The organism is Ornithinibacillus caprae (genome assembly GCF_009728145.1).
Taxonomy (GTDB): Bacteria; Bacillota; Bacilli; order Bacillales; family Amphibacillaceae; genus Ornithinibacillus; species Ornithinibacillus caprae.
Window position 1 is genome coordinate 1 of the sequence record NZ_WOCA01000004.1, and the last position, 14,652, is coordinate 14,652.

A 14,652-nucleotide genomic window follows, 5' to 3' on the forward strand; every position below is an offset into this window, starting at 1 on the left:
ACCCGTCCGCCGCTCGTTCCACAAGTTCACGCCCCGAAGGGCGATCACTTGCTTCCCGCGCTCGACTTGCATGTATTAGGCACGCCGCCAGCGTTCGTCCTGAGCCAAGATCAAACTCTCCAAAAAAGTTTGTATGTGATTAACACCAATCAATCACATGAAAGTTCTTAGCTACTAGAAACACTAGCTTCTAGATTTAATCTTTAAAGAAAAACGGGATGTTTTTCTATCTTAACATACTAGTTGTTTTGTTCAGTTTTCAAAGAGCAAATATTATTGTGTTGTTTTTAGCGACAACTTTTATATTATATCAAATCAACTTATCGGTGTCAACAACTTTTTTTCAAATTGTTCTTCTCTTTAAGTTGGTCGCAAATTAGCGACTAGAATAATATAACACGTTGAGTTATTGAAGTCAACATGTTTTTTTAATACGTTCGTTGCTAATCAAAAAAGCAACGAAATATAATTTATCATGATTCTTCCCTTAAATCAAGAATAATTACATGGAAATTTTATGTAATTATATTATGATATATTTACCCCCATCCCCTTAGAATTAAACATTAAGTAGGTCAATCTATTTTTCCTACATATAAGAAAAAACCCAAGTATTTGTTTGAACTATAAATAGCTTGGGTTTTTTATACACTTTATTATGCTTACTATTTATTACGCATTTGTGGGAAAAGTAATACATCACGAATAGATGGGGAATTCGTTAATAGCATTACTAGTCGATCTATTCCAATTCCTAGACCACCAGTTGGAGGCATTCCATATTCTAATGATTCTAGGAAATCTTCATCCATTAGATGTGCTTCGTCATTTCCTTCAGCACGTTCTTTCACTTGTGCTTCAAATCGTTCGCGTTGATCAATTGGATCATTTAATTCACTAAATGCATTCGCATGTTCACGAGCCACAATAAATAACTCAAATCGATCTGTGAAGCGTTCATCTTCTTTATTTTTCTTAGCTAGTGGAGAAATTTCTACTGGATGTCCATATACGAAAGTCGGTTGAATCAATTTTTCTTCTACTTTTTGTTCAAAAAATTCATTAACTACATGTCCAAATGTCATCGTATCTTTAATTTCTACTCCATGATCTTTAGCTAATGCTCTTGCTTCTTCATCGCTCATTTGTTTCCAGAAATCTACGCCTGTATACTCTTTTACAGCATCAACCATATGAAGTCTTTTCCATTTTGGATTTAGGTCGACTTCGTATTCACCATAAGTAACTGTAGTTGTACCTAATACTTCTTCAGCTATATGAGCAATGAGATTTTCAGTTAATTCCATAATATCTTCGTAATCGGCATAAGCCTCATACAATTCAATCATCGTAAATTCAGGATTATGACGTGTAGATACTCCCTCATTTCTAAATACTCTACCAATTTCATAGACCTTCTCCATACCGCCCACAATTAAGCGTTTTAGATGTAATTCAATTGCAATTCGCATATATAGAGGAATATCTAATGCATTGTGATGTGTAATAAAAGGACGAGCAGACGCTCCACCTGGAATACTGTGCATCATTGGTGTTTCTACTTCTAAATACCCTTGTCCATCTAAGTATCTGCGCATCGACTGTATAATTTTGCTACGTAGCACAAACGTATCTCGACTATCTGGATTTGTAATCAAATCTAAATACCGTTGACGATAACGTTGTTCAACATCCTTTAGACCATGGTATTTTTCAGGTAATGGTCGAAGTGCCTTTGATAATAATTGGAATTCTGTAGCTTTTACAGATAATTCTCCAACATTTGTTTTAAACATAACGCCAGTAACACCAACAATGTCACCTAAGTCTGTCGTTTTAAAGACTTCATATGCATCTTCTCCAATTTTATCTTTACGGACATAAAGTTGGATTTGTCCACTTACATCCTGAATATGCGCAAAGCCTGCTTTTCCTTTTCCACGCTTTGTCATCATTCTTCCAGCAATCGTTACCTCAATTTGTCGCTCCTCAAGGTCTTCTTTGGATATTTCACTATACTGCTTATGTAATTCCTCCGCAACATGTGTGCGTGTAAATTTACCTCCAAAAGGATCCAACCCTCTTTCGCGATATGCATCTAGTTTATCTCTTCTGACCCGCATATGTTCATTTAATTCTTCAGACACTGCAATCACTCCGTTTTTATACAATTTATTTTAAACCAGCCACTAGACTGTATGTGAAAAAAATTAATATGTATGTGACTAATCTACCTCAATACATTAAAACAAACTTTTATCATTATCTCAAGATACCGTATATTTTACACCTCAAACACTTGAAATATCAACTATTCCAATCTTAAAAGAGGAAATAAAAAATTCGCCTGGAAGTCCAGCGAATTTTTTACGAAGCCTTCGGTGTAGCTTCTAGCTCATTTACATACTACTAATTCTTTTTGTATCTCTACTTAATTAATCTTACTTACTTCTTACTTTACGATTTCCTTTTAACCCTATAAAAATACCAAGCAGAATTTGCAACCTTATTCAACTTCAATCATCCTTAGAAATAATAATTTCATCCACTTCAATATTTAAAGAATCTGCTACTTTTAGGATCAAATCGTCATTAGGTTCACGAGTTCCTCTTTCAACCCCTCCAAGTACAGATAACGGTATACTCAATTCTCTTGCAAAATCTACTTGTGTATATCCCTTTAGTTTACGAAATGCTTTTATTCGTCTTCCAACCCGTTCCTTGTCCATATCATTACATCCTTCATGTCTTTCTTTGATAGTTTATTTACTAGTTCTCTTACAGACTCACCTCTAGAAGGAAGCAATATACCAGGGGCTATCTCCTCTAAAGGAATTAACACAAATGCTCGTTCATGCATTCTTGGGTGTGGAATAGTTAATTGCTCCGATTTTCTGTTTTCTTCATTATAGAGTAAAATATCAAGGTCAATTGTTCTTGGACCAAATCGAATTTCCCTTTTCCGCCCTAGCTGTTGCTCAATTCTTTGGCAATTTGTTAATAATTCTGTAGCAGTTAGAGTAGTTTCTATTTGTACTACCATATTCAAAAAATCATTCTGATCTGTATAACCTACTGGTGCTGTTTGATAGATAGAAGATTTTTTAATAACCTTTATACTTTTGTGATTACCCAAAATTTCTAATGAATGTTTTAAATGTTCGTACCTTGGTTCTATGTTTGTTCCTAAAGCAAGATAAGCCTTATTATCCATGTTCTTTCTCCCTATAAATTTTTACAGCAACCGATTGTAAGTGACCTGGGATTGGAGCATCTGGTTTTGTTACTTGGATTGAACAAGCTTGTAATAAGTCAAAGGATGCTAATAAATCTTCAGCAATAGTTTCGGCAACTGCCTCTATAAGGTTCATCGCTTTACCTTCCACTATCCTTTTAACACGGTCATAAACGATTGCATAACTAATGGAATCGTTCATGTTATCACTTCTACCTGCTTTTTTTAAATCTACATACAATTCCGCATCAACATAAAAACGTTGACCCAACTTATTCTCTTCTGGTAATAATCCATGATAGCCATAAAATTGCATTTGATTTAGTATGATTTGATCCATTTTATTCAACTCCCGCACGTAGCATTGCATCCATCATTTTTGCCATCTCTATATTTACCTTCACATTATGCACTCGTACAATATGAGCCCCTTTAGTAATTCCTAAACAAGTTGTAGCCCCCGTACCATGATCTCTTTCTGGTGCTGGCAAATCTAAAATGTTTCCAATAAACCGCTTGCGTGAAGTAGCTAACAACACGGGATAACCCATCTCTACAATTCTTTCAAGATTATTCATGACAATTAGATTATCAGTAGCATCTTTTGCAAAACCAATACCAGGGTCTAAAATAATATTTTCCCTTGGAACTCCAGCTTTTAATGCAATCTCAATACTTTCTTCCAAATCCTTTTTCATATCGTCAAGTAACGAATTGTAATTTTGATTAGTTCGATTATGCATGAGTATAATCGGGACATTAAATTGTTTAGCAACATCAGCAATTTCTGGGTCTCGTTTCGTACCCCATACATCATTTATTATATCTGCACCAGCTTCCACAGCTTTCCTAGCTGTTTCAGCTTTATATGTGTCAATAGAGATCGGAATATTTATATGCTCTTTTACCGACCTAATCATCGGTACGACTCTTGCAATTTCTTCTTCAACTGATACGGGTTTATGATCAGGTCTTGTTGATTCTCCACCGATGTCTATTATGTCAGCACCTTGCTGTTCCATCATTACAGCTTGCTGGATTGCTCTTTCTTCTGTTGTATACTCCCCGCCGTCTGAAAAAGAGTCAGGAGTCACATTTAATATTCCCATTATATGTGTTCTAGAATTTAAGTCATAGCTTGTAGTTGATGTGATTAATTTCATATTCGATCCTTCCTATTCCAAATACTACTTATCTATACTTTATCCTAACACATAAAAATAGAGCTAGCACCAATTTTTAGGGTGCTAGCTCTATTGTATGTTTTATTATTTTTCATCACTAAATTGATATAATGGAGTAGATAAATATCTTTCACCATTGTCAGGGAAAACAGCAAGCACTTTTTTTCCTTTGCCTAATTCTTTAGCAACCTTTAATGCTGCTGCAACTGCAGCTCCTGCAGAAATACCACCTAATATTCCATTTGTGGTAGCGACTTTGCGCGAAGTTTCAAATGCTTCATCATTAGAAATTTGTATTACTTCATCATATACTTTCGTATCAAGCACATCTGGAACAAAACCAGCCCCAATACCCTGAATTTTATGTGGTCCTGGTGTCCCTCCAGAAAGTACTGCAGAATCTGTAGGTTCAACGGCATATAATTTAACTTGGTCAAAGTTTTCTTTTAAAACTCTTCCTGCACCTGTAATGGTCCCTCCTGTTCCGATACCAGATACAAATGCATCTAAACCGTCTTTCATTTGTTCAACGATCTCTTTCCCTGTCGTACGGGCATGTACCTCTGGGTTTGCCTGATTACTAAATTGCTGTGGCATGAAATAACCATTTGCTTCTTTAAGTTCTTCCGCCTTTTTAATGGCACCCTTCATTCCTTCTGCTCCGGGTGTTAATACAAGTTCAGCTCCATAGGCACGCAATAAGTTACGGCGCTCTTGACTCATAGTATCAGGCATTACTAGTACAGCTTTATATCCTTTAGCAGCTGCAACCATTGAGAGACCAATTCCTGTATTACCACTAGTTGGTTCAATAATGGTATCTCCTTCTTTTAACTTACCTTCTTCTTCAGCCGCTTCGATCATCGCTAAAGCAATACGATCCTTAACTGAACTTCCAGGATTCATAAATTCCAATTTCACATAAACATCTGCACTATTTTCATCTGTTAGTCGATTTAATTTAACAATAGGGGTTTCGCCAATTAAGCCAGTAATATCATTCGCAACTCTCATCCAACATAACCTCCCGTTTAATTCCTAGTAAATATATAGGATTTATATCTAATGTAATTCTCATCAGAACTAAAGTCAATCAAAACGCTCCAGATTAATGATAGCTTACATTACAGTTTATACAACTTAACCCTTTACATATTCCTAGTTTATTTATTATATAACCAATCGATCTCCATTGTGTCCCATAATGAATCAGCAACCAACGAAACTTCGGAAGAAACAAGTGCTAATTCGTTTTTTATGTAAGGTTTTAATTCATCATACGTAAATGTTATTTCTGGCATACTTCTGTGTAAATACATGATAGCGTACCCTTGATCGGTCAAAAACGGTTCGCTATACGAATACTCCTCCATCTCGGAGGCTTTTTCCTTATAACCGTTCGGTAAGAATTGACTATTTGTGGTATAGTACCCAAAGTATCCCCCTGCATCTCTCGTATCTTCATCAATGGAGTATTCTTTGGCTAACAATGAAAACGATGCTCCATTATCCAGTTCTCCCTTTACCTTTTCTGCTGTCTCTTGGTCTTCCACTAAGATATGTGAAAACTGAATCGATTCCGTAAAGTTATACTGGTTATGATACTGATCGTAATATGCGCGCATGTCATCCTCAGATACGTTAATACCCTCCGCTAATAGAGCTTCGAGCTGATATCGATAAATGATTTCATCTCTCCACTTTTCTTCCATTTTCTCTGTCTCTTCTTCCGTCATCACCCCTTGCATAGAGGCTAATAAGGCTATTTCTCGATTAATCACCTTTTCATGTACAGTTATTCCTTGTTGATCAGCAAGTTTGTTTACTACTGTACGGTCTATCATCGTCTTTAATTGTTTTTGACCGTAATTATCTCTTAATGCTGCCATCCAAGCTTCATATGTGATTTCATCTCCATCAATAGAAGCGACTGGTTTTTTGGTATCTATCTGCATATCCGAAGCTTCATCTTCAACTACTTCACCAGGCCCACTTCTAGTCCACAACATTAATGTAGCAATATTTGTAATTAGTAAAACGGCTATAAGAGCCATTAAAAACCTTCGAGACATGATCGACTTCCTTTCGCACCTGTTGTTTATACATTAAGTTCGTAGTAAGGCTTCTAACTCATCCTCTGTAAAATAATACTTTTCATTACAAAAATGACAACTAGCCTCAGCTCCATGGTCTTCGTTAATCATTTTTTGTATTTCTTCATTACCTAGTCCCTTAATTGCCTGTTCTAACCTTTCTTTTGAACATTTACAACGGAACTCGATTGGCATTTTCTCATGAATGGTCATTTCTTCCTCTCCAAATAGACGCTCGAGTATTTCTTCTGGCGTTTTTCCTTCCTTTACAAGAGAGGAAATTGGTGGAAAGGAATTAATTCGTTCTTCTAACCGAGAAATCACATCATCATCTGCACCAGGCATTACTTGAACAATAAATCCACCTGAAGCCAAAACCGAATGGTCTGGATTTACTAATACCCCTGCCCCAACAGCAGAAGGAACCTGCTCAGAATTTGCGAAATAATACGTAAAGTCCTCGCTAATTTCTCCAGAAACAATCGGAACTTGCCCAGTAAAATAATCCTTTAACCCTAAATCTTTTACTACACTTAAATTACCTGTAGTACCTACTGCGCGGGCAACATCCAACTTTCCTTTTTCATTTAAGTCAAAATCAACATGAGGATTCGTCACATACCCTCTAACCTCACCTTTAGCATTTGCATCCGCAACGATTGCTCCAATAGGTCCGCCACCTTCAACCTTTGTGGTAAGCGAATCATTTCCTTTCAACATAGCGCCCATCATTACAGTAATAGTTATTGTGCGACCTAATGCTGCCGTTGTCGTAGCCCAAGAATCTTGGCGTCTTCTCGCTTCCTCAACCGTACTGGTAGAACGAACAGCATACGCACGTACCATCCCTTTATAGGAAGTAGCTTTTATTAAATAATCATTCATGATGTAATTCTCCTTTATTTTTCAAGTTATTATTTTGGTAAATAATATATAAGCCTTTCAATGTTAGGTAAGGGTCAATGACATCAATGGTTTCACTTGCATCACCAATTAAAGATGCTAACCCACCAGTAGCAATAATGGTTGGTTTTTTCCGCATCGATTTTTTAATTCTTTCTACAATGCCATCTACTTGTCCGACATATCCATAAAAAACTCCTGACTGCATTGCTTCTACAGTAGATTTTCCGACTATATTAGAAGGAGCTTCTATTTCTATTTTAGGAAGTTTCGATGCCTTTTGATACAATGCTTCCATAGATATATTTATGCCCGGGGAAATAATTCCGCCACAATATTCTTCGTCCTCATTGATATAGCAATAGGTTGTTGCTGTACCGAAATCAATAATTACTAGTGGTGCCCCATGTTCCTTTATAGCACCTACAGCATTAACAACTCGGTCTGCACCAATTTCTTGTGGATTAGGATAACACATTTTCAAATTTGATTGAACAGTCTCTTTCCCAACTATAAGTGCTTCTTGATTAAAATAAGTTTTGCACATTTTCTCTAGAGAGAACATAATTGGCGGAACAACGCTTGAAATAATGATCCCGTTAATATCTGTTAATTGTAATCCTTTATGCTCAAATAATGATTTAATCAGTATACCAAATTCATCTTCTGTTTTATATCGATCTGTCTTTATACGCCACTGATGCTTCAATATATCTTGTTCAAATACACCTAATACAGTATTTGTATTCCCTACATCAAGTACCAAAAGCATTCTGTACCAAACCTTCCTACTAAGTATTAATTATACACCTTATAAATATACCAAAATCAAAAACGTAATGGAAATTACAAAACGCAAGCACCCTAGGACCTATGGATGACTACAGCCATGCAAAAATAAAAAAATCACCAAGCAACGAATCAGTGCTTTGGTGATTGTATAATGAAAAGAGGTCTGCCCAATGGTCAAGTTTCATAACTCACGAGGCGCCTCTTACTATTTAAACTCTATTCTTTTTTCTCATCATCAGAACCATCATCTATTGGCTTATTCGTTTTTTCTTCCGCCTTTGCTTTTGCTTCTTCAAAAGATGGTCCTAATTTTTCATCATCATCATGTTTAGAGATATTTACTTTTACATCCTTATCTTCTGAAACATCACTTTTTTCATCGTCTACTAATGGCTCTGGTAGAACACCATCTTCAAACAATGATTTAATTTGTCTTGCATCTAATGTTTCCACTTCAAGTAATGTTTGTGCAATAAGTTCTAGTTTATCTTTATTTTCTGTAAGAATCGTTTTTGCGCGATCGTAACAGAAATTAATAAAGTTCTGCATTTCCTGATCAATATCATGAGCAATTGCATCACTATAATTCTGTTCATTTTGGATATCTCTTCCTAAGAAAACTTCTCCACCACCACTAGTAAATTGAAGTGGTCCAAGTTTATCACTCATACCATACTCAGTAATCATCTTACGAGCAATACCTGTTGCACGCTGGAAGTCATTAGAGGCACCAGTACTTACTTCACCAAAGATAATTTCCTCTGCAACACGACCACCTAGTAGTCCAGTGATCTTATCAAATAGCTCTGGTTTTGTCATGAAGTAACGATCTTCTTTCGGAAGCATAACAGCATATCCACCAGCCTGCCCACGAGGAACTATCGTAACCTTATGAACAACATCAGCTTCATCTAGAACCATACCAATAACCGTGTGTCCACTTTCGTGATAAGCAACAATATTTCTTTCTTTTTCAGAAATAACCCTCGTTTTCTTAGCTGGTCCAGCTATAACTCGGTCGATCGCTTCATCAACATCGGTCATATCAACAGACTTCTTGTCATTTCTTGCAGCTACTAAAGCTGCTTCATTTAACAAGTTTTCCAAGTCTGCACCAGAGAAGCCTGGTGTACGCATTGCAATTGTTTTTAAGTCAACAGAGTCATCTAGTGGTTTGTTTTTCGCATGTACTTTTAATACTGCTTGACGTCCTTTAACATCTGGACGATCCACTGTGATCTGACGGTCAAAACGTCCTGGACGTAATAATGCAGGGTCAAGAATATCTGGTCGGTTCGTTGCAGCAATAATAATAATACCTTCATTTGCTCCAAATCCGTCCATTTCAACTAACAATTGGTTTAATGTCTGTTCACGCTCATCATGGCCACCACCAAGACCAGCACCACGTTGACGACCAACTGCATCTATCTCATCAATAAATATAATACAAGGTGCATTTTTCTTTGCATTTTCAAATAAATCACGTACACGAGAAGCACCGACACCAACAAACATCTCAACAAAATCAGAACCACTAATAGAGAAGAATGGAGTTCCTGCTTCACCTGCTACCGCTCGTGCAAGTAATGTTTTACCTGTTCCTGGAGGTCCTACTAAAAGAACACCTTTTGGTATACGTGCACCAATTGCCGCAAACTTCCTAGGATCTTTTAAGAATTCAACAACCTCTACAAGCTCTTGTTTCTCTTCATCGGCTCCGGCAACATCTGTAAACCGTACTTTTTTCTTTTCCTCACTATACATCTTCGCCTTACTTTTACCAAAATTCATGACGCGTCCACCGCCGCCACCTTGTGCTTGGCTAAGTAAGAAGAAGAATAATAACCCAATAATCAAAAATGGAATTAACGTTGTAAAAAGGGTTACCCAAATGCTTGGGGTATCTTCCTCAACGACATTTAATACACTTTGTTCAGCTGCTTGTTCTGTTATGGATGCTATAATATCGTTATTATCTGGAACTTGTGCTACAAACGATGTATCATCTGTTAATGTTCCAGTAAAGCGCATTATTCCATTAACTGGCTGCATCGTCATTTCTTCAATTTCGCCATCCGTTAATGCATCTGTAAACTGTCTTACATTAAATTCTTCTGCTTGATCATTTTGTCCATTAAGTACCCCTAACACTCCGATAATCACTAAGAATAGGAGTAAATAAAAGAACGCATTCCGAAATATTCGGTTCATTGCCTACCTCCTCCCAAGCGGGAAAAACTATAAACAATAGTACCATAGGAAAAAGTTTTTTTACAACTAATTGCTCCTTGCCAATACTATTATTTTTCATAGTTTTTTATTCATGATATTCATTTACTTTAGTTATTCTTCTCCACCATATACTTTTGGTTTTAATACACCAATATACGGTAAATTACGATATTTTTCTTGGTAGTCTAAACCATACCCTACTACAAACTCATTAGGCACTTCAAAACCTACAATATCAGCTTTGATTTTAGCAGTCCTACCTGATGGTTTGTCCAATAAAGTAACAATTTTAATGGATTTTGCTTTACGGTATTTAAAGAGGTCCACTAAATAACTTAATGTTAATCCACTATCTATAATATCTTCAATAATTAGTAAGTCCCGTCCTTCAACTTGGGTATTTAGATCTTTTACAATCTTTACCTCCCCGGAGGAACTCATTTCTCCTCCGTAGCTAGATACATCCATAAAATCCATTTCAATATAGGTTTCCACACGACGTAAAACATCAGACATAAAAGGCATCGCACCTTTTAATACACCTATAGCTAAAGGGAATTTTCCATCATACTCCTCGGTTAACCTTCTACCTAGCTCCTTACATTTTGCTGCTATTTCTTCTTCCGTTATGAGAACTTTTTCTATGTCGTTATGCACGATGACCCTCCTAAAGTTTTCCTTTTTGATAGTATAGTTTAATAAGTGAATTAGAATCTTTGCATGTTTTAGGGTTCCCTTTTTTTATTCCAGCAAGCCATATTATTTCCCCGTTATTATCGGTTATTATTGGCCAAATATCCCGTTTATGTAAGGGAATTTTAGCATCAATAAAAATATCTTTAATTTTTTTACTTCCATTTAATCCTTTCCATCTCATTCGATCACCATTTTTACGAGTTCTTATATGTAACGGTAATGCAATATCTCCAGAAAGAACATATGTATGTTTATCATAGCGATCATTCATTTCATCCTGTTCTACATAAGTAGCGGAAACTTTAGATCCATCTGGTAAAACCACTTCTCCTGGTATATCTAATAAATAATGAAACGAAAGATCTTGGGGATTTGTTGATTGGAAGCTAAAACGTATCGTTTGATATGATTTTTCCACGATTAATTGTTGAGGAAAATCAATTTGGACATTGCCTTTATCCCTTTGTAATAATGCAAAGAATTGTTCTTCATGTACATAAGATAAATTATCTGGCAATTCATCATATAGATAATTTAATATTAGATGATAGGTTCTCCTTTGTAAAGCCGTTGCGTATGATTTGAATTTCTCAATATCAAAGGTTGCAATTTTATCCCCATCATGCAAATATACAACTTGTTCAAACATGCTTCGAGCTTCTGTAGACAAATACATTTCGTCCTCGTGAAGCGATTCACTTAAAAGTTGTATTGTTGTATGTATATTATTATTTTTCTCTTTTAGTATTGGTAGTACAAATTTTCTAAAATAATTTCGAGTATAAACTGTTTCCTCATTAGAAGGGTCAAGCCTAGGAACAATGTCATGTGCCCTACAATAATCTTCAATCGAAGCTTTCGTCGTGCAAAGTAATGGTCGAATGATCTCACCCGTACCAAATAATCGCTTATATGGAATGCCAGAAAAACTACTCGAATCCGCAGTACGAACAAGTCGCATTAGTATTGTTTCAATTTGGTCATCACCGTGATGACCAAGAGCTAGATAATCTGCTTGATAAGACTCCATTTGTTGTTTAAAAAACTCATATCGAAGGACTCGAGCAGCCACTTGTGTACCAACTTGATGCTCATTTTTATAGGTATAAACATCTACAGAAGTGCTAACAAATCCTATATTCCATTTGCTACATAGGTCAGCCACATACTGGACATCTTTTTTGCTTTCTTCACCTCGTAATTGGTGATCAACTGAAAGTGCAATTAACGTTAACTTCCAATCTGCTTGTATCTCCCGTAAATAATGCAACAGTGCTAACGAGTCTGGCCCTCCTGAGACACCTACCAAAACTGTAGCATTTTCCTTTAATAGCTGATGTTTTTTAATAAATGCTGTAACTTCATCTTTCATCTTCAACCCATCTCTCCGTTACCATTAAACTATCCCTTTATTTTATCATATTTAAGGGATAATAATAGAAGAAAGGTAATACCCAAGCGCTATAATACAGATTCCCAAAGATTCGATCACAAAAGGAAATGTATCGCCGGTATTGTCCTGTTGTTTTTTTCTCTGCCCTTTTTGTGCATGATATAAGACATCAGTAATTTCTTGCTTCATCTCTGCACTGGAATGATATCTCCCTAGAATTGCTTTTTTCAAACAGTTATTATACGGTTTTAAGGCTTTTACATCATTCATTTTTTTTAGTAAAGTTGCCTTTGGATTGGACCCTTTTTGAAACCGTTTCGGGTAGTAGACACTTAAAAATACCATGACGAATGCAAATAAATCATAGCTTGGTTCTGCTCGTCGCGAACCTAACTCCCAATAACCACGGTCATAAAATTCCGTGTACTCTTTAATAGCTCTACCAATCTGTGTTGTTCCACCAACATCAATCCACCGAACTTTTGGTGGTGAAGAGGCAACTAATAAATTCTCTGTTTTTAAATCCCCAAATACCCAACCTGATTGATGTAGATCTCCAAGATCTTCTAATAATTGTAGCATGAAAACACCAACCCATTCACTTCCATGACCTTTAATAAAGTCAGCCATCGGAATTCCTCGAACATATTCCATAACATAGAAGGAATAGATGTTTCCTTGAGTTGTCACCCAATCATCTACATCCAATAAGTAAGGCCCAAGACGATTTCCTTGGGCCTTTTCAAGCGACTTTAATACATTTACTTCCATCGTCATTGATGAACTTTTATCACTTATTTTTAACGCAGCTTGTTTTCCATTCATTTCGCATAAATAAACAGATCCAATAGCACCATTACCAAGCTTACGTTTAATGAGATAGGATTTCTTATGCCACTTACCTGTTATAGTCATACCAGGTCTTATTACATAATCAAGCGTTTTCGATGTCTTGTTCATCATTCTTTCTAAAGCTCCTTAGTAAGCTTTTCTTACCAAATTGATACATTGCTTCACGAATAGCAGGACCAGTAGGAGTAATTCCCCCACTTGTTAACTTAGGAAATACTGTAGATACGGCATCTAACTTTGGTGACCAATCAAATACTTTATCAATATCCTTCCGTTTACCAGGGAAGCTATAAATAGAGAAACGATTGCGACCAATTCTAGAATTTAAACTAATAGAAAGATCAATTAATGCTTCTTTTACTGTAGGAAGCTTATCATGCATACTTGCGCTTGTATCAATGAGTACAAGAACTTCCAAGTCACAGGTTTCTCCTAAATCCTCTACTACTTCCATAATTTCGCCACGTTTTTCTGGTTCTAAATCTTCCATTGATTGTTCCGAACCTAGAATTTGCTTTAATTCTGTGTTCACAAACCCTTGCAAGGTTTGCGTCATTGCTTGTTTCGTAACCATTTGTACCGTCTGTGATAATGCTTGCTTATAAACTAATTGACTTACACCACCACCGGATAAAGCGATTTCTTCCACTTCTTGTAAACCTTCAGGATCTTCCGTTTGGTCATCGTCTAGAATCCCAATAACGTTAACAGTTATACCTTGTTGATGGGCTAGTGCCGCTGTTGCTGCCGGGTCCTCCCCTTTATTAGAGCAACCGTCAGTGATTAATAGAATTTGCTTCAAAGTCCCCTTTTTCAATGAAAACACCTCCAACTTATTCCACTACCATCATCGCCAAAATAAGGAAAGTTTATACATTAGAAAACTTGTATTTTGCCACGTCTTTATGGAGATATCCTTAGTTACACTTTTGTAAATACCAAGAAAATGACGCCCAAAGACGAATGATTTAGGATCTGGAAATAGTTTTTTAATAACATAAGATGCTATTTGTAAGTCTAGTGATTAGAGCGGAGGGCAGTCGACTCCTGCGGAAACAGCACGTGTCTGAAGACCCCGCAGCAACGGTTTTTCCGTTAGGAGGCTGTAGCCGTGCCCACGGCAAAATAGACACTGTGATAGTGACTGAAAGGAGCTTAAACAGATGTCACCCTTGTGCTGGGTGTATTTTCCGGGGATAAAGCACCAACCGTCATTTCCGGTTACTTCAGATTCTATTAAAATTAGCAACAAAGCTTACGGAAATATTC

The 14,652-nt window shown here is 36.4% G+C and carries 14 protein-coding genes and 1 rRNA gene; all 15 read right to left on the bottom strand.

The window, feature by feature from the left end; genetic code table 11:
- Positions 1–126: ribosomal RNA gene (locus GMD78_RS06550) — 16S ribosomal RNA — on the bottom strand; the annotation flags it as partial.
- A gap of 539 nt (positions 127–665) precedes the next feature.
- Positions 666–2,147 (bottom strand): lysine--tRNA ligase, encoded by a 1,482-nt coding sequence (lysS, locus tag GMD78_RS06555; RefSeq protein WP_343042162.1) that lies wholly within the window; start codon positions 2,145–2,147, stop codon positions 666–668.
- A 369-nt stretch (positions 2,148–2,516) separates the two neighbouring features.
- Positions 2,517–2,729, bottom strand: coding sequence for a helix-turn-helix domain-containing protein (locus GMD78_RS06560; RefSeq protein ID WP_155668048.1), 213 nt, complete (start codon positions 2,727–2,729; stop codon positions 2,517–2,519).
- Positions 2,699–3,214 (bottom strand): 2-amino-4-hydroxy-6-hydroxymethyldihydropteridine diphosphokinase, encoded by a 516-nt coding sequence (gene folK, locus GMD78_RS06565; protein ID WP_155668049.1) that lies wholly within the window; start codon positions 3,212–3,214, stop codon positions 2,699–2,701. Before folK ends, GMD78_RS06560 begins: the two co-directional genes overlap by 31 nt.
- Complete coding sequence (folB, locus tag GMD78_RS06570; protein ID WP_155668050.1) at positions 3,207–3,575, bottom strand: dihydroneopterin aldolase; 369 nt, start codon at positions 3,573–3,575, stop codon at positions 3,207–3,209. Before folB ends, folK begins: the two co-directional genes overlap by 8 nt.
- A 1-nt stretch (position 3,576) precedes the next feature.
- A complete protein-coding gene (gene folP / locus GMD78_RS06575) occupies positions 3,577–4,398 on the bottom strand; it encodes a dihydropteroate synthase (RefSeq protein WP_155668051.1) in 822 nt (273 codons plus the stop codon).
- Between the two features lie 105 nt (positions 4,399–4,503).
- On the bottom strand, positions 4,504–5,433 hold the full coding sequence (gene cysK, locus GMD78_RS06580; RefSeq protein WP_155668052.1) for a cysteine synthase A: 930 nt from the start codon (positions 5,431–5,433) through the stop codon (positions 4,504–4,506).
- Positions 5,434–5,582: 149 nt separating this feature from the next.
- Positions 5,583–6,491 (bottom strand): peptidylprolyl isomerase, encoded by a 909-nt coding sequence (locus GMD78_RS06585; protein WP_155668053.1) that lies wholly within the window; start codon positions 6,489–6,491, stop codon positions 5,583–5,585.
- 33 nt (positions 6,492–6,524) lie between these two features.
- Complete coding sequence (gene hslO / locus GMD78_RS06590) at positions 6,525–7,397, bottom strand: Hsp33 family molecular chaperone HslO (protein ID WP_155668054.1); 873 nt, start codon at positions 7,395–7,397, stop codon at positions 6,525–6,527.
- The gene (locus GMD78_RS06595) at positions 7,390–8,187 is read right to left on the bottom strand and encodes a type III pantothenate kinase (RefSeq protein ID WP_155668055.1); all 798 of its coding nucleotides are present in this window, start codon (positions 8,185–8,187) and stop codon (positions 7,390–7,392) included. The genes hslO and GMD78_RS06595 overlap by 8 nt, the downstream gene beginning before the upstream one ends.
- Before the next feature lie 236 nt (positions 8,188–8,423).
- Positions 8,424–10,421, bottom strand: coding sequence for an ATP-dependent zinc metalloprotease FtsH (gene ftsH / locus GMD78_RS06600; protein ID WP_155668056.1), 1,998 nt, complete (start codon positions 10,419–10,421; stop codon positions 8,424–8,426).
- A 132-nt stretch (positions 10,422–10,553) separates the two neighbouring features.
- Positions 10,554–11,099, bottom strand: coding sequence for a hypoxanthine phosphoribosyltransferase (gene hpt / locus GMD78_RS06605; RefSeq protein WP_343042164.1), 546 nt, complete (start codon positions 11,097–11,099; stop codon positions 10,554–10,556).
- A 10-nt stretch (positions 11,100–11,109) separates the two neighbouring features.
- Positions 11,110–12,510, bottom strand: a complete 1,401-nt coding sequence (tilS, locus tag GMD78_RS06610) for a tRNA lysidine(34) synthetase TilS (RefSeq protein ID WP_155668057.1) — start codon at positions 12,508–12,510, stop codon at positions 11,110–11,112.
- 51 nt (positions 12,511–12,561) lie between these two features.
- Positions 12,562–13,494, bottom strand: a complete 933-nt coding sequence (locus GMD78_RS06615) for a protein kinase domain-containing protein (protein WP_343042165.1) — start codon at positions 13,492–13,494, stop codon at positions 12,562–12,564.
- Positions 13,466–14,200 carry a VWA domain-containing protein gene (locus GMD78_RS06620; protein WP_155668058.1) on the bottom strand — a complete coding sequence of 245 codons (735 nt, stop codon included), beginning with the start codon at positions 14,198–14,200 and terminating at the stop codon, positions 13,466–13,468. The genes GMD78_RS06615 and GMD78_RS06620 overlap by 29 nt, the downstream gene beginning before the upstream one ends.
- Positions 14,201–14,652: the final 452 nt, after the last annotated feature.